The following is a 17,803-nucleotide window of genomic DNA, read 5'->3' on the forward strand; positions in this document are numbered from 1 at the left end:
GAGCGTGCGTCGTGCGAAGAGAAAGAGCGATCTGACGACATGACCGACCCCTCGAGGTACTCGCCGCCGCAGCAACATGGCCACTCCGGGCCGAATCAGCATGCGGCATCAGGGTATTCACAGCCACCAGGCACGGCCGGTTACCAGCAGCCCTATGACTGGCGCTACGCGACGCAACAACAGCAGCCGGGCTACCGGCAAGCCTATGACCCGTATCACGCTGTACGGCAAGGACATCCGTCCACCACGCCGGGTATGCCGACGATGCCACCACGGCGACGGTCGCGCGCAGGGGCATTGACAGCGGGAGCCCTTGCCATCGCCGTTGTGTCGGCCGGCGTCGGCGGCACGGTGGCGCTGCTCGCTCAACCGGACCGGCAACCGGTCGGCTCCGTCCTGCAAGGCTCACCCAACGTGCCCGCCAATGTTCCGGCGGCCAATTTGCCGGTGGGTTCGGTCGAGCAGGTGGCGGCCAAGGTGGTCCCCAGTGTGGTCAAGCTCGAGACCGAGTTCGGCCGCCAGTCTGAGGAAGGCTCGGGCATCATCCTGTCCTCGGACGGACTGATCCTGACCAACAACCACGTCGTGGCGGCCGCCAAGCCCGGTGGCCTGGGGCCTGCCGCCCCGCCGGCGATACCGGGTCTGCCGTCGCTGGTCCCAGGCGGACCAGGCAGTTCCGGCGTGCCGAGCGCTCCGTCCACCGATGGAGCGCCGAAGACGATCGTGACGTTCTCTGACGGCCGCACCGCATCGTTCACCGTGATCGGCACCGATCCGGCCAGTGACATCGCCGTCGTTCGGGCGCAGGGAGTGTCGGGCCTGACCCCGATCAGCGTGGGCTCGTCGTCGAACCTGCGGGTCGGCCAGGACGTGGTGGCGGTCGGTTCGCCGCTGGGCCTGGAGGGCACGGTCACAACCGGGATCGTGAGCGCCCTGAACCGCCCGGTGGCCACCGGTGGTGATGCCAACAACCAGAACACCGTGCTGGATGCGATCCAGACCGATGCCGCGATCAACCCTGGTAATTCCGGTGGTGCGTTGGTGAACATGAGTGGCGAGCTGGTCGGGGTGAACTCGGCGATCGCCACGTTGGGAGGGGACTCCCCGGACGCCCAGAGCGGCTCGATCGGGCTGGGCTTCGCCATCCCGGTGGATCAGGCGAAACGGATCGCCGACGAGCTGATCAGTACCGGCACCGCGACCCACGCCTCACTGGGTGTGCAGGTCAGCAACGACATGACCACTCACGGGGCGAAGATCGTCGACGTGACAAAGGGCGGTGCCGCCGCGGCAGCGGGCCTGCCCAGCGGCGTGGTGGTGACCAAGGTCGATGACCGGGTGATCGGCAGTGCCGACGCCCTGGTAGCCGCCGTCCGATCGCGTGCCCCGGGCGACAAGGTGACGCTGACTTTCACCGACCCCTCCGGAACTGACCGTTCCGTGCAGGTCACGCTCGGAAAGGCAACCCAGTGATCCGGGTGGTGGGTGAATATCCCGTCACACTGACCAGCACGACTGCCGGGATGTCGTCGGGCGGATATACGGTGACATCCATGGAACAGCCAGGGGAGCTGGTGGGGCGTGCCCTCGTCGTCGTCGTCGACGACCGCACGGCCCACGGCGATGAGGAGGACCACAGCGGGCCGTTGGTCACCGAGCTGCTCGCGGAGGCGGGTTTCGTGGTGGACGGCGTCGTGGTGGTGTCTGCCGACGAGGTCGAGATTCGCAACGCGCTCAACACCGCCGTCATCGGTGGTGTTGATCTGGTGGTTTCGGTGGGCGGCACGGGCGTCACTCCGCGTGATGTGACGCCGGAGGCCACCAAGACCATCCTCGATCGCGAACTCCTCGGCATGTCCGAGGCGCTGCGCGCTTCCGGCCTGTCGGCGGGAATCACCGACGCAGGTTTGTCCCGCGGTCTGGCCGGGATCTCCGGCAGCACGCTGGTCGTCAACATCGCGGGGTCGCGTTACGCGGTTCGCGACGGCATGGCGACGCTGAACCCGCTGGCGGCCCATGTCATCGGCCAGCTGTCCAGCCTGGAGATCTAAGCAAGCTCCACGCGGAGCATCGGCGGTCGCGCCTGGTGGTGGCGTACCGTCAATTAAGGGACCCACAACGAGGGGTAGGCATGTTGTGTTAACACCTCGTGAACTGCACAAACATCAAGATTGTGATCTTTGTCACAAATATGGGGTGATGTGATGGGATCCTCGCGCCAGAGCCGAAGCGCAGTTAACAAGATCTTCGGTACCGACTTGCCTCAGGAGTCGTCCGACGAACGTGATTCGGACGACCGTCGTGACATCGCGGACCGCGAGCAGTGGTTCAGGGATAACGTTCCGCCACACCACCATTGAGGATCAGCAGGTCCTGATCGGGCAGGTCTACGCGTGCCAGATGGCCGGGGAGGCTTCCGAAGGGGGCGGGTCGAACTCGTGGTTCCTGGTGTCGCCGTGGCCGAGGCCGCCCCGGCGTCCGGATGGCTGTGGCACCGCTCCCAGCAAACTTCCCCACGCAAACACCACCTCGGCGCACCGCGACCCTACGCGTTGCCGCCCAGATGCCATCCCGTTATGTTCCTCGTGTCAACGATGAGCAAAGCGTAAGAGCAGGTTGTGAGGATTCTCATTGAACTGCCGAGCGCCGTGTGCGGTGTCAGCATGTTTTGGACCCCGAGCACGAACTACAAAACTCGGTGAGCCCACGGGTCCGCCGTCGACATAGCTAGGGAGAACATGAAGGTAATCGGTCGGGTACTGGTGGCGATGATCGCTGCCGTCGCGGCGCTCTTCGTCGGGACAGGTACCTCGCACGCAGGTTTGGACAACGAACTGAGTCTGGTTGACGGCGGTGGCCGCACGATGACGATTCAGCAGTGGGACACCTACCTCAACGGTGTGTTCCCCCTGGACCGCAACCGGCTGACTCGCGAGTGGTTCCACTCCGGCAAGGCCGTCTACAGCGTGGTCGGCCCGGGTGCTGATGACTTCGCGGGCACCTTGGAGCTGGGCTACCAGGTGGGCTTCCCGTGGTCGCTGGGTGTGGGCATCAACTTCAGCTACACCACGCCCAACATCCTGCTCGACGACGCCGACATCTCCCCGACGGGCTTCAACCCGCTGGGCTCGGTGATCACCCCGAACCTGTTCCCGGGTGTGTCGATCAGCGCTGACCTGGGCAACGGCCCCGGCATCCAGGAAGTCGCCACCTTCTCGGTGGACGTCGAAGGCCCCAACGGCTCGGTGGCCGTGGCCAACGCCCACGGCACCGTCACCGGTGCGGCCGGCGGTGTGCTGCTGCGCCCGTTCGCCCGGCTGATCTCCAAGGCCGGTGACAGCGTCACCACCTACGGCGAACCCTGGAACATGAACTGACCTCTCCCTAGAGCAGTCAACAGAATGGCCCCCGGCTCAAGCCGGGGGCCATTTTGTATGCGCGACACGCAGTTCTAGTCCGCGTTCTTGGTCTTTGCGGTGTCGGGACTCGGGCCAGAACCCGGGCCGGTGACCTTCTTGGGCGTGCCGTTTGCATCGGCTAGGAGGTCGCGGATGTCGGTGAGCAGGCTCAACTCGGTATCGCCGGCCTGTTCGATCTCGCCCTTCTTGCGCAGCCGGTTGTAGGGGGCGACGACGAAGAAGTACACGACCGCTGCCACCAGGACGAAGTTGATCAACGCCGACAGCAGAATGTTCAAGTCGATGGCCTGTCCGCCACCGATGCCGATCCGCAGGATGCCGTATTCGGTGTCCTTGCCCGCCCCGATCCGGTCGATCAGCGGCTGGATGATGCTGTCGGTGAACTTGGTCACCAGCCCGGTGAACGCGGTACCGATCACCACCGCGACAGACAGATCGATGATGTTCCCGCGGGACAGAAATTCCTTGAAACCTTTCAACACGGCATTGCCCCTTTCGGTGGGAGGTAACGGTCCTCGAAGGGTATTACGCGCCAGGCGGGCGGAGCGCCGAGCTGTTAGCTTGGCCGCAGGCCTCTTTGGAAGGAAACCAGCATGTCGATGCCGCCCCGGCCGGTCATGATCGCGGCCACCGGCGCAGTTCTGTTCGGTGCGCTGACGGTGTCCGGCGGTGTCGCGCCTGCCGCACCAAGTCCGGCTCCGGCGCCCGGGCCGACAAGCGCGTCGTCCTCCGACGACATCGCCGATATGGTGATGGATGCCATTGCGCGACAAGCTCCGCCCACGACCACAGCGGTGCCCGCCCCGCCCGCCGGCTAGCCGCAAGCTCAGTGGATCGTCAACGTCACGGTCTTGACCAGGGCGGCCGCCGCCAGGGAGTGTGCCGCGGCCGCCGGTAGTGCCACCAGCACCACCCGGTCATCGCCGGTTCCCACGGCTTTCTGTTTGGGCGAAACCAGCACGACGATCGCATCGGAGGCCACCACCGTCGGCTCGGCGTCGGTACCCGCGCCAGCCACGCCCATGACGTCGACGACATCGCCGGGTCTGATCAAGTCGAGAACCGCCGCGTCCGCAAGGGTCAGCGGCACCACCCGAGCGTCGGGTCCGGCTGCGAGACCGGCCAGTCGTGGGCCGAGCACTCGGACGTCGGTGAGAACCTCGCCCCGGCGGGCCGGCCCGGCCAGCGTGCTGCCCACGAGGGTGTCGATAGTCGCGGAAGCGCCGTCGGGCACCGATGGCGCGGAGCGCTTCTCAAGTCTGAGATCGGTGGCGGCCAATGCCTGGCCGGGGCTGAGGTCGTGGGCGGCCACCACCACGTCGGTTCGGCGCTCGCCGGGATCGGGCCGCAGCGCGGCAACGCCGGCGAGGACGACCAGACCGCCCGCGGCGACGCGTCGCGCCGTCGTCGTTCGGGTGAAGTCGGGCCGAAGCATTTGCCGAATTCGGGCCGGCAGCGTGGGATTGAGCGACTCGCCCATCCGGTCAACGTAGCCCGAGCAGCCTGGGCCGGGCTTCGCCCGGCGCGCTACCCTGTGGATAAGCGGGGCTGCTTAGGGCACTGGTTGGCTGTTTCGGGGTCCCGGGACGACTTTGCCTGTACGTTGACGTAACCGCTGTTACGGCGCCTGGGGTGGGGAGAAGGGGGCGCGGCTGTGAACGCTGACCAGCTCCTCGCGCGCAACCTTTTGTCCGCGCTGTCCGGCGGTGGGGTGGCGCCGTTCTTCCAGCCGATCGTGTCCTTGGAGGACGGACACGTTCTCGGCTTCGAAGTGCTTGCCCGATGGCATGATCCGGTTCAGGGTTACATCGCCCCGGACCGATTCATCCCCATCGCCGATCGCTTCGGTCTCCTCGACCGTCTGCTTGATCAATTGATGCGCACGTCATTTCTGGCCGCGGCGGAATGGCCGCACAATCTGTTCCTCGGTTTCAACGTCTCGCCGACCCAACTGCGTAACTCCGAGCTGGCGACAAGAGTCGCCAAGGCGGCAATCGACACGTCATTTCCGTTGAGCCGCATACACATTGAGGTCACCGAGTCGGGCTTCATCAACGATCTGACCCAGCCGCGACGCACGCTCGAGCGGCTGATAAACCTCGGCTGCGTGATTGCGATGGACGACTTCGGTACCGGCTACTCGAGCCTGAGCTGGCTGAGCACATTGCCGTTCTCCAAGATCAAAATCGACGCCAGCTTCGTGATGGCGATCCACGAACACCGTCAGAGTCGCAAGATCGTCGACGCGGTGGTCGGACTGGGCCACAGTCTGGGACTGGCGGTTGTCGCGGAAGGGGTGGAGACCGCCGAGCAGGCCGACCTGCTCAGGGGTATGGGCTGCAAGTTGGCGCAGGGTTATCTGTTCGGCCGGCCGGCGCCTGCGGACCAAGTTCCGGCAGTCCTGGCCGACCTGATGTCGTCCACCGACGACGCCGAATCGTTGGTCCCGATGTCCCTGGAGCTACGTGCTCATCGGCTCTCCGAAGCGTGCGAGTCGGATGCCGCCATCGCGTTCATGGATCCGACCGGCACCGTCGTCGCATCGAGTACCGCCTTTGACCGAACGGTGGACATCGATCGAGGGAAAGCGGCCGGCCGCCACATCTGGGATCTGATCGGGGTCACGCCGGAGACATTCGCCGAGCTGTGCGCGACCGACCTGCTCGACGAGCCCTTCCCGGCGCTCGAAGAGGCCACGGCCACCGGGTCGAGGGCGCGCATACTGATCCGCCCCGTCAAGGACGAGAGCAGCGAATTGCTCGGCTATTCGGTCGAATTCGGCGACACCTCGAACCCGAATTCGACCGAGGTGGCGTCCTGACGGAAACGGCGCCTTCGCTAGCTGGAGGCTGCCGCAGCCGGCGTCGACGTGCTCGAGGTACTCGAACTCGATGCACTGGCGGATGACTCGCTGGAAGTCGACGACTTCTCCGGGCTGGACGACGAAGACGATTCCGACTTGCTGGTGCTCTTGGCCGAATCCCGGCTGTCGGTGCGGTAGAAACCACTGCCCTTGAACACCACGCCGACGGAGTTGAACAGTTTGCGTAGCCGACCGGAGCACTCGGGGCAGGTGGTCAGCGCGTCGTCAGTGAACGCCTGCACCGCGTCGAAGCGGTTGTCGCACTCGGTGCACGCGTAGCTGTAGGTCGGCACATGAACCTCCGGGATGAAACGTGGGTCTTTAGCACTCTATCGTGTCAAGTGCTAGAACCGCCATGTGGCGCGTATCATTCCCGCAAGCCGCGCGCGGGGAGCCGGCCAACAAAATGCGACAAAACCGATTCGACGGGGGACGCTCGGGTGCAAGGTAGGCCGATGGCGGCATTACCTGTCGGCCAGCGCGAACAGTCCGTGGTGGGGGGTCAGCACATGGGTCATCCGTACGTCGTGCGGCTCGCTGGGCAATTCGTCGACAACCTCGCTGTCCCGGACCACCGCGACGAGCATGGCGCCGGGTTTGCACAGCACCAACGATCGGTCGTAAAACCCGCCGCCGCGCCCCAGCCGCACTCCTGCGCGGTCGACCGCCAGCGCCGGGACCAACACCATGTCGGCCTCGGCCACCGCGGAGCTGGGCAACCACGGCTCGGCGGGCTCGAGCAGGCCAAATCGCGCCGCGACCAACGCGCCGGGCACGTAGACGCCCCACAGCAGGGCGAGTGGTTCACCGTCGGCGCTCGAACGGGTCACCGGCAAGAGCACCCGCGCACACAGCTCGCGCAATCGGTCCACCATCTGCGGCGAACCGGGCTCGGCGCCCACCGGCAGGTAGGCGCAGACGGTGTCGTTCCGTCCGACGATGCCGGTGAGATGGTCGTTCAGCGCGACCGCTTCGTTGGCCCGAGTCGCGTCGGGAACGGCGCGTCGTGCGGACAGCATTGCTTCTCTGTATTGGGCTTTCGTACCGGCGAGCACGCCATCCACCATGTCAGCGCGCGTGTCGAATGCGCCAGAGTGAAGGGGGAACATGATGCCGATAGGGTGTGAACGATGAGGCCGCCAGAGGTCCCGATTCCGCGGACTGCGATCGTCCCCGCGGCCGGGTTGGGGACGCGCTTTCTGCCCGCGACCAAGACCGTGCCCAAGGAACTGTTGCCCGTCGTGGATACGCCGGGCATCGAACTGGTCGCTGAGGAGGCCGCCGAGGCCGGCGCCGAGCGGTTGGTGATCGTGACCTCCGAAGGCAAAGACAGCGTCGTCGCGCATTTCGTGGAGGACCTGGTGCTCGAGGGCACGCTGGAGGCGCGCGGCAAGAGCGCGATGCTGGAGAAGGTGCGCCGCGCCCCCGCCCTGATCAAGGTCGAGTCGGTGGTGCAGCGTGAACCGCTGGGCCTGGGGCATGCGGTCGGGTGCGTGGAATCGGTGCTGTCCCCGGACGAGGACGCGGTGGCGGTGCTGTTGCCGGACGATCTGGTGCTGCCCTCGGGTGTGCTCGAGACGATGGCGAAGGTGCGTGCCAAGCGGGGCGGCACGGTGCTGTGCGCGATCGAGGTATCCGAGGACGAGGTGAGCGCCTACGGCGTCTTCGATGTCGAAACAGTGCCTGACGCGGCCAACCCGAATGTGCTCAAGGTCAACGGCATGGTGGAAAAGCCCAAGCCGGAGGACGCGCCCTCGCACTATGCGGCGGCCGGTCGTTATCTGCTGGATCGGGCTATCTTCGACGCGTTGCGCCGGGTCGATCGCGGGGTTGGCGGCGAGATCCAGCTGACCGACGCCATCGAGTTGCTGATCAAGGAAGGCCATCCGGTGCATGTCGTCGTGCACCGCGGCTCTCGACACGACTTGGGAAATCCCGGCGGCTACCTGAAGGCTGCGGTTGACTTTGCGTTGGATCGTGACGACTATGGCCCGGATTTGCGGCGATGGTTGGTGGCGCGCCTAGGCCTGGCCGACAAGTCCGAACAGTAGGAGCTGCGGCCGGCCCGCGCGACCGGGGATCGAGGCAGAAAGGCGCGCGGTGCGTTCGGTAGAGGAACAGCAGGCCAGGGTGGCGACTGCCGCGGTGGCGCCACGTCCGGTTCGAGTGCCGATCGCCGAGGCACAGGGACTGATGTGTGCCGAGGAAGTCATCACCGAACACCCCCTGCCGGGTTTCGACCAGGCGGCGATCGACGGCTATGCCGTGCGCAGTGTGGATGTTCAGGGCATCGGCGCCGATCCCGAGGACGAACAGGGTGACGGCGACATCAGCTTGCCGGTGATGGGTGTCATCGAGGCCGGTGCGCGTACCCCGAGCCGGCTGCAACCCAAACAGGCGGCGCGGGTGCAGACCGGCGCGCCGATGCCGACGCTGGCCGACGCCGTGCTGCCGTTGCGGTGGACAGACGGTGGTCAGGCTCGGGTGCGGGTGCTGCGCGGGGTTCGGTCAGGTGCCTATGTGCGGCGGGCGGGCGACGACGTACAGCCCGGCGATGTGGCGGTGCGGGCCGGAGCGATCATCGGCGCCGCGCAGGTCGGCTTGCTGGCCGCGGTTGGGCGAGAGCGGGTGCTGGTGCACCCGCGACCCCGGGTGACCGTGATGAGCGTCGGCGGTGAACTGGTCGACATCTCCCGTACGCCCGGCAACGGCCAGGTGTACGACGTGAATTCGTACGCGATCGCCGCGGCCGCGCGCGATGCGGGCGCCGAGGTGAACCGCGTGGGCATCGTCAGCACCGATCCCAAGGAGCTGCGCGAGGTGGTCGAGGGCCAGCTCAACCGGGCCGAGCTGGTGGTGATCGCCGGCGCCGTCGGTGGGGCCGCCGCCGAGAGCGTGCGCACGGTGCTGTCCAAACTGGGCGAGATGGAAGTCACCCGGATCGCGATGCATCCGGGGTCGGTGCAGGGCTTCGGGCAGCTGGGCCGCGAAGGGGTGCCGACATTCCTGCTGCCGGCGAACCCGGTCAGTGCGCTGGTGGTGTTCGAGGTCATGGTGCGTCCGCTGATCCGGCTGTCGCTGGGCAAACGCCAGCCGATGCGGCGTGTCGTCCAGGCCCGGGCGCTGTCGCCGATCTCGTCGGTTCCCGGCCGCAAGGGGTACTTGCGCGGGCAGCTGATGCGCGACCAGGACACCGGCGAATACCTGGTGCAGGCGCTCGGCGGTGCGCCTGGCGCCTCGTCGCACCTGCTGGCGACACTCGCCGAAGCCAATTGCTTGGTGGTGGTGCCCACCGAGGTCGACCAGGTACGGACGGGCGAGCTCGTCGACGTCGCCTTCCTGGCTCAGCGTGGCTGAACCGCGGAACCGCTTGTGAATCTGTGGCGTAACAGTTCTCTGCATCCGGGTTGGCCCGCTTCGGTGGGTCCGCTGCGGGTGCATGCCGGTGTCATCCGTTTGCGGCCGGTGCGGATGCGCGATGCCGCGGCGTGGAGCCGCATCCGGCTGGCCGACCGTCGCCAGCTCGAACCGTGGGAACCGACGTCCGAGGTGGACTGGACTGTGCGACATGCAGTTTCGTCGTGGCCGGCGGTGTGTTCGGGTCTTCGCGCGGAAGCGCGCAAGGGGCGGATGCTGCCGTATGTCATCGAACTCGACGGGCAGTTCTGTGGCCAGCTCACGATCGGCAATGTGACGCATGGAGCCCTGCGCTCGGCCTGGATCGGCTACTGGGTATCCAGCGCTGTCACCGGGGCGGGCGTGGCGACCGGCGCCCTGGCGCTGGGACTCGACCACTGTTTCGGGCCGGTCACGCTGCATCGGGTCGAGGCGACGGTGCGCCCGGAGAACGCCGCCAGTCGCGCGGTGCTGGCCAAGGTCGGCTTTCGAGAGGAAGGCCTTCTCGAGCGCTATCTCGACGTTGACGGAGGTTGGCGAGACCACCTGCTGGTCGCGATGACCGTGGAGGAAATCGACGGGTCGATCGCGAGCCGGTTGGTGCATCGCGGGCTGGCGAAGTGGACGTGATTGCGCGGTCGACTTGTTACTAATGTGGCATTTGGGGCTGTTGGTGCTTGTCAATGGCTAATTACACGTGTGTAATTGACTGCGGCGCGCCGTTGCAGGTTGCGTAGGTCACGGACCTAGCCTGAACGGGAAAGGAGCAGGCCACCATGCCAAGCATCCCCCAGTCATTGCTCTGGATCTCGCTCGTGGTGCTGTGGTTGTTCGTGCTCGTCCCGATGCTCATCAGCAAGCGCGAGAATGTGCGTCGCACCAGCGACGTCGCGCTTGCCACCCGGGTACTCAACGGCGGCGCGAAATCACGCAGGTTCAAGCGAAGCGGGCCGTCGGCCGGCCACCGGCACGACCCCGACTGGCAGCCGGAGGAAGACCAGTTCGACGTGATCGACTCCGACGACCAGGTCGCGCCGACCCGCACCCGCTCGGTGGTCGTCGTGGCCGCCACGGTGGAAGAGGTCGAGCCCGACTACCTCGATGTCGACGTGGTCGACGAGGATTCCGGCGCTCTTCCCGTCGGCGGCGGCGCGACGCGCGCCGCTGACGCGCAACCGAGTCTGTTCGACGAGGCCGCAGAATCGGCGGCTACGGAGCCGGCGGTCGAGGAAGACGTCGAGGAAGACGTCGAGGAAGACGATGCCGAGGCCATCGCCGAAGGTGAGGCCACCGACACGTTCGAGGCGATCGCCGATGACACGCCGCAGGACGGCACCGCCGACGAGTACGAATACGTCGAGGACACTTCGGGTCTGGAGGCCGAGGAGGAACCGGCGACGGTCATGGCCCCGCGGTCCAGTCGGCCGCGGCGGGCAGAGTCCGCGACAGCCGCCGCGGTCAGCGCGCGCAAGTACCGCTTCCGTAAGCGGATGCTGATGGCGATGGCCGCGGCCATGGTCATCACGGCGGTGCTGTCCTTCACCGTCAGTTCCGGCCTGTGGTGGGCCACCGGTACGGTCGGCGCGGTGACGGTGCTCTACCTGGGCTACCTGCGCCGGCAGACCCGGATCGAGGAGCAGGTGCGTCGCCGTCGCCAGCAGCGGATGGCGCGTTCGCGCCTCGGCGTGGAGAACACCGAGGATCGCGACTTCGACGTGGTTCCCTCCCGGCTGCGCCGCCCCGGTGCCGCCGTGCTGGACATCGACGACGAGGACCCGATCTTCGAGCACCTCGACGAGGTTCCGTTCGCGCGGCACTTCGACCTGCCGCGGGCCGCAGGCCAGTAGGTCGCCGGTTTCGGCAAGGCGGGCTGCGACTGGTAGCCTGCTACCGACCAAGGGGCTATAGCGCAGTTGGTAGCGCGTCTCGTTCGCATCGAGAAGGTCAGGGGTTCGATTCCCCTTAGCTCCACAGAGTTTGAGCAGTTGCACGCCGAGGAACTGAAGCGGTCCAAACACCGGACCCTCGTGCTGGCCACTTGGAGAGTAAGCAGCGAGAATCTGGCCGCCTGTCACGGGCACCGTTATTTCGGCTAAACACGCCAAGGCATCGGAGTATCCGCGTAACGATGTCAAGGCACAGAAACGCCACGTAAAGCGGGGTTTCCGCAGGTATGACCTGGGGTTCGAGTCCCCTCAGCTCCATAGAGTGACGACTCGGGTCCGAGCTCGATTGCTCACCTTGCGTCATGGGTTACAGATAGCCCCTGCCGTTGCTCGGGGCTATCTGCTGGGGGTAGGCAATCGGTCGGTGCGTTCACATGTGATCGGCATGCTCGGAGCCAGTGTGAGGTCACGTCCATTGAAGATCTCGACGTGGTCCTTGTGGAAATAGGCACGCGTGATTTCGTGATTTCGGGCTCCCCGTCACGCCGTTCAACCTGATGAATTCCGCGATTGTCGGCGACGCCGCGTTGGACTATTGCAGGGTTTCACGAGCGCTCCATCGGGTTTGGTGTGCCATGGCCGTGCGACTGAAATTGTGTTCCGCACTAGCTGCCCGGGCCTGCCACCGAGAAGACGGCGAAGCCGTTGACGAATTTGCGCGGTGCAATCAGACTGGGTAATTACGGTGAATGGGGGACTGATGACTGTGCCTTTGCCCTCGACTTCACGCTGCTTATTTCGAGATGTGGGTAGCGGCGCAAAAAATCAGCCGCACTGTGAGTCGGCAGTGGATCCGGTACGCAGGACGTGTAGGACGGTGTCAAGGATTGCCGCGGCAGTCGTGTGCCTCGTATTCGTTGGTACTTCGTGTTCTGCCATCGCTCGGGACAAGGACGCAGACGTTACGTCCATGGCTAGCGTCCCAATGTCTTCGACGGAACCGACCGAGGCTTTGCCCGTCACGTCGTTGACGCCGCCCCCGACGCCGCCCCCGACTACGAAATCCATCCCGGGTTTGATTCCGGCGGGCATCGGCGACAAGGTGAATGACGGCGCATTTGCGTTTGTCGTCAACAGAGCAGGCACAACCGAGGCTCTGCCAAGCCCTGCCAACCCGTTGAAGATCGCACACGGCGTTTATGTGGTGGTGGAGATGGTGGTAGAGAACACGGGAGATCGTCCGCAGTCGTACTCCGACGAGTACCAAAAGTTGAAGGACGATGCTGGCCACGAATTTCCAGCAGATCCTCAGGCTGACCTCTTGCTCAACAAGGGAATCCAGACCACGATCAGCCCTGGAGATCGGGTGAATGTCAAGGTGGTTTTCGACGTACCGGATGGCGCGACACCAACCGAGATTGAGCTGCACGAGTCACCGATCTCCGATGGGAAATCAGTCAGGGTCTATTCCCGCTAGCCTGTCGGATTCGCGCTGCACTCACGTTGATTTCTTGGTGTAGACGTCGTGGAAAATGCTGCTGGATAGGCGAATTCCGATGCGATGCCTGCCGGACTGCGATTACGCGGGGAACGGTTTCTCGTCAAAAGTCAGCGACCCGCGGATGCATCGAATTATTGTTGCGGCGAGGTTCAGCTTCCGGTCTGGCCGATCTGCCGACGCGGGGGTGGCTATGGAATCGGCGGGTACTGGCACTGGTGGACAGGTACTCGGGCGGCGAGGGAGGGGCGGATGTCCAGCGACATCGAACTGGAGATCGGAGCTGGACCCTCCCCTGACGAGTTCACGATCCGGGTGGTACGTGCGGTCTCGGGAGGTGAGCAATCGGCGAACACGCGCCTCGATGTGGACGGGATTCTCCGTGGTCGCGACGCGCTGGAATCCACGGTGCTGGCGTCTGCGGTGGCTGGACGCAGGATCGCCTCTGCTGGGGAACGCCAGTTGCAGCAGGTGGGTCGGCAACTTTTCGAAGCATTGTTCAGCGGTCCGGTCTATGGCGCCTATCGGGCCAGCCTCGGGGCGGCGCAGCAGCAGGGTGAACGTCTGCGGGTGGTGCTGCGGCTGACCGCCCCGCGGTTGGCCGCCCTGCCTTGGGAGGCGCTCTTTGACCCCGAAACCGGGACTTACATCTGCCGGAAAGAACCGTTGGTACGGCACGTCCCTGCGCCGTATACCCCTGAACCGCTGGAGGTGGTGCTGCCGCTGCGAGTGCTAGGGCTGGTGGCCTCGCCGCGCGGTTTGCCGACGCTTGATGTCGTCGCGGAGCAGGCCCACTTGTCGCAGGCTCTGGCCGGGCCGATTTCTGCGGGCCTGATCGAACTGGTATGGCTGACACAGGCGAGCTGGGAGGCTGTGCAGGAGAAGTTGCTGTCCGAACAGTGGCACGTGCTGCACTTCATCGGGCACGGCGACTACGACGTCGCCAACGATCAAGGGCTGATAGCTCTGGTCGGCTCGGATGGCCGGGCAAACCTGGTGGGCGCCGACCAACTGGCCGACTTGCTTAACGAAGCGCACCCGACTCCACGGTTGGTAGTGCTCAACTCTTGTTCGTCAGGTGAGCAAGGGACCCAGGATCTGTTCTCGGGCACCGCCGCGGCTCTAGTGCGCAGCGGCATCAGTGCCGTGGCCGCCATGCAATTCACCGTTAGCGACGCCGCGGCGATCGCGTTCGCAACAGGTTTCTATACCGCGATAGCACATGGCCATAGCGTGGACGACGCCACCCGCAGCGGCCGAGTCTCGATCCTTGGTGCACCCGGAACCCTCGAATGGGTCACGCCGGTACTCTACGTCCGCGGTGACACCACCGTGTTGTTCCATGTCGCCGGACGCTCGCCCGAACCGATGCGTACGGCTGCTCCGCCGCAAACCGAAACATCGCGAGAGCATCCTGGCCCACTCGCAGTAGGCCAACGCATCCAGAGTCTGCGCGAGCGGATGTCAGGCCGGGTGCTGCTTGTGTCGATACTGGCCATCACCGGTGTACTTGTCGCCGTTGCCGTAGCGAGCTATGTCTACGTCGAACATTTTCAACATCGATCACGCTACCGGGTAATCGCCACCGTGCCCGTGGCCAGCAATCCCCGGGGGGTCGCATTAGACGGGGCAACCATTTACGTCACCCACAACAACGACAACGGCACGGTGTCTGTGCTTGACGGGTCGACGGATAAGCTTCTGCCCATCGGACCGCCGATTGCCGTCGGCGCGAAGCCGGCAGGGGTTGCGGTGGATCCGGCCACTCGTGCGGTGTACGTCGCTAACTTCGGCAGCGGCACGGTATCCGTGATCGAGAGGTCGTCGACGAAGGCGCAGCGCTACCCGCTCACAACAACCACCGACAGCCCTTCGGGGATTGCCGTGGGCCCTAAGAGCATCGTCTACGTCACCCTTGTCGGGGGGGAAAGGGTGGCGGTGATGAAAGGGGCACGAACGACGTTCGACCCGGTCGTGCCGCCCATCGCTGTCGGTGTGAAGCCGAACGGGGTAGCGGTGGATTGGAGTACCGGAACGGCGTACGTCACTAACTACGGCAGCGGCACAGTGTCGGTGATCGACGGACACACGTACACGCGGATGATCCCTGACCTGGAGACCGGCGGGAGTCCCGACGGGGTGGCTGTTGATCCCGACCCCAATACCCCGACGATCTACGTCGCCAACAACGCAGGCAAGACGGTGTGGGTGATCGACGGCCGCTCGCACACGCTGATCGCCCCCGTAGATGTCGGCCTTCACCCCAACGGCATAGCGGTCGATCCTGTCACCCGCACCGTCTACGTGACCAACGAGGATGGCCGTTCGGTGTCGGTAATCGACGGGCGCACTCACCAGCCGATCGACGATGTGGCCGTCGACGGCAAACCCGAGGGCGTGGCAGTCGACCCGGTCACACACAAGGTCTATGTGGCAGTGGCTAACGGCAATGCCGGCTCGGTGTCCGTGATTCAGCATCGATAAGTCGCCTAGCTGTCGGAAATATGTATTGGGGCCCTGGCCGGGCAATCGCCCCAGTTTTTCTTCTAGCCGTGTGGGGCGTGCCCGTGAGTCGACACACTCATTGACGAGTGAACAGGCACGCCAATCTTCCGGACGTGCACCGCAACAACAGCAGCCATGGGCATGGTGTGCCGCAGCGTCGGGCGCTGATCGGTTCAATACTTGTCACCTTTCGCCCCTGGTCTCCTAGTGTGTGCGCTCGGAGGGACCATGACCGACAAGACGATGGCCAGCAAGAAGAAGTTGTCGCGTGCGGGCACGGCGGTGGCCGTCGCCTCGGTGCTCTTGTGGGCGGTGTTCGCCGCGGTGTTGCTGACGCGCGCAGGGACCGATGACGAAAGGCTGTGGTCGCATATGACGTGGATCTTCAGTTCCGTCCAGAGCATCGCGTTCGCGGCGGCGGGTGCCTTGTTCGGTACCGCCGTCCAACAAGGTCGGGTTGATGACGCAGAACGCCGCGCAGCTGATTCGAAGACTGATGCCGACAACGGACGCGCATTGGCGACGATTTTGCAGCATGATGCCCCAACCGCGGGCACCGCGATGCCGGAGATAGCCGGTGGCGTCGGTTTGACTAGGGGAGTTGATGTTTCATCACCGGTCGAGGATGTGCGACAACGGTACGCGGACCTCGCACGCAGCCTGTTCGGTGATCTCACCAGACAGCAGCCATAAACATAAAGCGGCGGACGATGCCGACCGGACGCCAGGGGCACCGCCTATGCCTCGGGCGGGCCGGACCGGAACTCTGCGAATTACCTTCGGGTAGTCTCTGACTGCCGGCCCTCTATCGGGAGTCGATTCGCCTCGGCGATGCTGTGTTGCTGCGTCTTGATCGCATCCTGCGAGGCCGCCGACAGTGACGAAACTATGCGGAAATGTCCGTGGAGCGTTCCCGAAGCTGATGTCCCCGCTCGATCAGATAGTCGACGGCCCAGCCGATCGTGTACTTCCAGTGCGGAGCCTGGTTTCCGGCACTGGCGAATACCAGCCCGTTGGCAATGGCCTGCGCCATGTCGACGATTTCCGTCAGGGGTCTCTGAACTATCTTGGCCACCCGCTCGGCGATCGCCAATATGGTTTCAGGCGTCGCATTTTGGACGATGTCGAAGATCAGACGTTCGTCTTTGGCCACTTCGGTTTCGTGATGCCAGGGGTCGTCGCCGGTCGGGGAACAGGCAAACAGATCCCCGTCGTTGGCGAAGGAGAGTAAGAAGTCTGGGGTCTGCGCGGGCGTGAGGTTACCTGGTCCCGCGATACCGCCTGTCGTGTGATGTTGAAGATTGACCTGCTCGGGTGTGGGCCACCCGGTGTCCGGGAGAAAAGGCCAGCCGGCCTTGGTCGGTGGCGCCGCCCCGGCGTACTTGTTGCCATTGGCGATTCCCGGGCAACGCATCGGGTCACCGAAGTTGACGATCGCCACAACGTCGTCTTTGCGGTGATGTAGGGACCCGCTCGGGCTGAGAATGTCATCGCGCCAAACGATGTCGACCACCATTGCACCCTGGCTGTACCCGCTCAGAGCGATTCTGCCCGAACGCTGGTTGATGTCGCTGATCAGCTGGTGGCGCCCGGCCCGCACGGAGGGACCCATCGGGAAAACCGCGGCTGGGTAGCCGATCGGCTGCCAGATCCACAGCCCATCCGCCTTCTCGATCAGCGCGCGGGCGACATCGCCGGGGTAGCCGGGTCCGAACGGGTCGGCGACCATGGTGCCGTTGACGGTGAACAAGGTACCCACCGGTTCCCAGAACACCCCGTTCTTGGCGGCGCGGATCTCTGGCCACAGTGGAGTGCTCACGACTACTCGAAGTCTGGCTTGGCAGGGAAGTCCTGGGGCCATGGCCGCAAGGTCGAGGCCGCTTGGCGGTACTTGGCCAGCTTGTCCGCATCGGTCTCAGCGACCATCTTCTCGATAAGCACGATCACGAAGTCTTTGAGATCCCAGACCGTGCCGGTGGAGTCGATGTAGCGCCAGCCGACCTGCTCGGCGGTGAGAACGTCATGATCGAGTTGGCTGGTCGTCGCGGCTACTGGGCTGCCGTTGGGCAGCACGCGGGAGAACGGTTTGCGGTTGGCGCCCATGAGATCACCGAGCACGGTGCGCGCACGGCCCCTGACCCACGCCCACGGGCGCGGAGTTCCGTCGGACTGCACCCCGTTGATCCCGTTATAGACGTCTTGGTCAGCTGGCATCATTCACCTCGTTCATTTGGAA

At 65.0% G+C, this 17,803-nt stretch carries 18 protein-coding genes and 1 tRNA gene; 13 read left to right on the plus strand and 6 right to left on the minus strand.

Annotated elements, in window-relative coordinates; genetic code table 11:
• The first annotated feature begins 39 nt into the window (after positions 1 to 39).
• The 3 genes from ORI27_RS12745 (at position 40) to ORI27_RS12755 (ending at position 3,377) form a co-directional block, all read left to right on the plus strand.
• On the plus strand, positions 40 to 1,473 hold the full coding sequence (locus ORI27_RS12745; protein ID WP_265997264.1) for a S1C family serine protease: 1,434 nt from the start codon (positions 40 to 42) through the stop codon (positions 1,471 to 1,473).
• Positions 1,474 to 1,523: 50 nt separating this feature from the next.
• On the plus strand, positions 1,524 to 2,051 hold the full coding sequence (locus ORI27_RS12750) for a MogA/MoaB family molybdenum cofactor biosynthesis protein (RefSeq protein ID WP_265997346.1): 528 nt from the start codon (positions 1,524 to 1,526) through the stop codon (positions 2,049 to 2,051).
• A gap of 687 nt (positions 2,052 to 2,738) precedes the next feature.
• Positions 2,739 to 3,377 (plus strand): MspA family porin, encoded by a 639-nt coding sequence (locus tag ORI27_RS12755; RefSeq protein ID WP_265997263.1) that lies wholly within the window; start codon positions 2,739 to 2,741, stop codon positions 3,375 to 3,377.
• A gap of 74 nt (positions 3,378 to 3,451) precedes the next feature.
• Here the strand turns inward: ORI27_RS12755 and mscL are convergent, their stop codons facing one another.
• Positions 3,452 to 3,901 (minus strand): large-conductance mechanosensitive channel protein MscL, encoded by a 450-nt coding sequence (mscL, locus tag ORI27_RS12760; protein ID WP_265997262.1) that lies wholly within the window; start codon positions 3,899 to 3,901, stop codon positions 3,452 to 3,454.
• Between the two features lie 111 nt (positions 3,902 to 4,012).
• On the opposite strand from mscL, the gene ORI27_RS12765 reads away from it, so the two are divergent.
• On the plus strand, positions 4,013 to 4,237 hold the full coding sequence (locus ORI27_RS12765; protein ID WP_265997261.1) for a hypothetical protein: 225 nt from the start codon (positions 4,013 to 4,015) through the stop codon (positions 4,235 to 4,237).
• An 8-nt stretch (positions 4,238 to 4,245) separates the two neighbouring features.
• Here the strand turns inward: ORI27_RS12765 and ORI27_RS12770 are convergent, their stop codons facing one another.
• Positions 4,246 to 4,899, minus strand: a complete 654-nt coding sequence (locus ORI27_RS12770; RefSeq protein ID WP_265997260.1) for an SAF domain-containing protein — start codon at positions 4,897 to 4,899, stop codon at positions 4,246 to 4,248.
• Between the two features lie 174 nt (positions 4,900 to 5,073).
• On the opposite strand from ORI27_RS12770, the gene ORI27_RS12775 reads away from it, so the two are divergent.
• Entirely contained in the window at positions 5,074 to 6,240 is a 1,167-nt protein-coding gene (locus ORI27_RS12775) for an EAL domain-containing protein (protein ID WP_265997259.1), read from the plus strand.
• Positions 6,241 to 6,257: 17 nt separating this feature from the next.
• On the opposite strand, the gene ORI27_RS12780 is transcribed toward ORI27_RS12775, so the two are convergent.
• Together ORI27_RS12780 and ORI27_RS12785 are read right to left on the minus strand one after the other, a co-directional pair.
• The gene (locus tag ORI27_RS12780; protein ID WP_265997258.1) at positions 6,258 to 6,575 is read right to left on the minus strand and encodes an FmdB family zinc ribbon protein; all 318 of its coding nucleotides are present in this window, start codon (positions 6,573 to 6,575) and stop codon (positions 6,258 to 6,260) included.
• Positions 6,576 to 6,746: 171 nt separating this feature from the next.
• Complete coding sequence (locus ORI27_RS12785) at positions 6,747 to 7,349, minus strand: 5-formyltetrahydrofolate cyclo-ligase (protein WP_265997257.1); 603 nt, start codon at positions 7,347 to 7,349, stop codon at positions 6,747 to 6,749.
• 63 nt (positions 7,350 to 7,412) lie between these two features.
• Here ORI27_RS12785 and ORI27_RS12790 point away from each other — a divergent pair, with 63 nt between their 5' ends.
• The 8 genes from ORI27_RS12790 (at position 7,413) to ORI27_RS12825 (ending at position 16,260) form a co-directional block, all read left to right on the plus strand.
• Positions 7,413 to 8,333, plus strand: a complete 921-nt coding sequence (locus ORI27_RS12790; protein ID WP_265997256.1) for a UTP--glucose-1-phosphate uridylyltransferase — start codon at positions 7,413 to 7,415, stop codon at positions 8,331 to 8,333.
• Between the two features lie 49 nt (positions 8,334 to 8,382).
• Positions 8,383 to 9,639, plus strand: coding sequence for a molybdotransferase-like divisome protein Glp (gene glp, locus ORI27_RS12795; RefSeq protein WP_265997255.1), 1,257 nt, complete (start codon positions 8,383 to 8,385; stop codon positions 9,637 to 9,639).
• A 15-nt stretch (positions 9,640 to 9,654) separates the two neighbouring features.
• Entirely contained in the window at positions 9,655 to 10,308 is a 654-nt protein-coding gene (locus tag ORI27_RS12800; protein WP_265997254.1) for a GNAT family N-acetyltransferase, read from the plus strand.
• Between the two features lie 146 nt (positions 10,309 to 10,454).
• Positions 10,455 to 11,525: a divisome protein SepX/GlpR gene (gene sepX, locus ORI27_RS12805; protein ID WP_265997252.1), complete on the plus strand. Its 1,071-nt coding sequence runs from the start codon at positions 10,455 to 10,457 to the stop codon at positions 11,523 to 11,525.
• Between the two features lie 51 nt (positions 11,526 to 11,576).
• Positions 11,577 to 11,649, plus strand: a tRNA-Ala gene (locus tag ORI27_RS12810).
• Between the two features lie 900 nt (positions 11,650 to 12,549).
• Positions 12,550 to 13,041: a DUF4352 domain-containing protein gene (locus ORI27_RS12815; protein ID WP_265997251.1), complete on the plus strand. Its 492-nt coding sequence runs from the start codon at positions 12,550 to 12,552 to the stop codon at positions 13,039 to 13,041.
• A 273-nt stretch (positions 13,042 to 13,314) separates the two neighbouring features.
• Positions 13,315 to 15,546 (plus strand): CHAT domain-containing protein, encoded by a 2,232-nt coding sequence (locus tag ORI27_RS12820; protein ID WP_265997250.1) that lies wholly within the window; start codon positions 13,315 to 13,317, stop codon positions 15,544 to 15,546.
• Between the two features lie 249 nt (positions 15,547 to 15,795).
• Positions 15,796 to 16,260, plus strand: coding sequence for a hypothetical protein (locus ORI27_RS12825; protein ID WP_265997249.1), 465 nt, complete (start codon positions 15,796 to 15,798; stop codon positions 16,258 to 16,260).
• Between the two features lie 193 nt (positions 16,261 to 16,453).
• Here ORI27_RS12825 and ORI27_RS12830 read toward each other — a convergent pair whose 3' ends face one another.
• Together ORI27_RS12830 and ORI27_RS12835 are read right to left on the minus strand one after the other, a co-directional pair.
• Entirely contained in the window at positions 16,454 to 17,386 is a 933-nt protein-coding gene (locus tag ORI27_RS12830; RefSeq protein WP_265997248.1) for a cutinase family protein, read from the minus strand.
• 2 nt (positions 17,387 to 17,388) lie between these two features.
• The gene (locus ORI27_RS12835) at positions 17,389 to 17,781 is read right to left on the minus strand and encodes a hypothetical protein (RefSeq protein ID WP_265997247.1); all 393 of its coding nucleotides are present in this window, start codon (positions 17,779 to 17,781) and stop codon (positions 17,389 to 17,391) included.
• Positions 17,782 to 17,803: the final 22 nt, after the last annotated feature.

Source organism: Mycobacterium pinniadriaticum (assembly GCF_026242045.1).
Taxonomy (GTDB): domain Bacteria; phylum Actinomycetota; class Actinomycetes; order Mycobacteriales; family Mycobacteriaceae; genus Mycobacterium; species Mycobacterium pinniadriaticum.

What these genes read in the sequence shown, in the direction of transcription:
- ORI27_RS12755 (WP_265997263.1), top strand. Translation starts at nt 2,739, where the DNA reads ATGAAGGTAATCGGTCGGGTACTGGTGGCGATGATCGCTGCCGTCGCG.
- ORI27_RS12815 (WP_265997251.1), top strand. Translation starts at nt 12,550, where the DNA reads ATGTCTTCGACGGAACCGACCGAGGCTTTGCCCGTCACGTCGTTGACG.
- ORI27_RS12825 (WP_265997249.1), top strand. Translation starts at nt 15,796, where the DNA reads ATGACCGACAAGACGATGGCCAGCAAGAAGAAGTTGTCGCGTGCGGGC.
- ORI27_RS12790 (WP_265997256.1), top strand. Translation starts at nt 7,413, where the DNA reads ATGAGGCCGCCAGAGGTCCCGATTCCGCGGACTGCGATCGTCCCCGCG.
- ORI27_RS12750 (WP_265997346.1), top strand. Translation starts at nt 1,524, where the DNA reads ATGTCGTCGGGCGGATATACGGTGACATCCATGGAACAGCCAGGGGAG.
- ORI27_RS12745 (WP_265997264.1), top strand. Translation starts at nt 40, where the DNA reads ATGACCGACCCCTCGAGGTACTCGCCGCCGCAGCAACATGGCCACTCC.
- sepX (WP_265997252.1), top strand. Translation starts at nt 10,455, where the DNA reads ATGCCAAGCATCCCCCAGTCATTGCTCTGGATCTCGCTCGTGGTGCTG.
- ORI27_RS12835 (WP_265997247.1), bottom strand. Translation starts at nt 17,781, where the DNA reads ATGCCAGCTGACCAAGACGTCTATAACGGGATCAACGGGGTGCAGTCC.
- ORI27_RS12820 (WP_265997250.1), top strand. Translation starts at nt 13,315, where the DNA reads ATGTCCAGCGACATCGAACTGGAGATCGGAGCTGGACCCTCCCCTGAC.
- ORI27_RS12770 (WP_265997260.1), bottom strand. Translation starts at nt 4,899, where the DNA reads ATGGGCGAGTCGCTCAATCCCACGCTGCCGGCCCGAATTCGGCAAATG.
- ORI27_RS12765 (WP_265997261.1), top strand. Translation starts at nt 4,013, where the DNA reads ATGTCGATGCCGCCCCGGCCGGTCATGATCGCGGCCACCGGCGCAGTT.
- ORI27_RS12785 (WP_265997257.1), bottom strand. Translation starts at nt 7,349, where the DNA reads ATGGTGGATGGCGTGCTCGCCGGTACGAAAGCCCAATACAGAGAAGCA.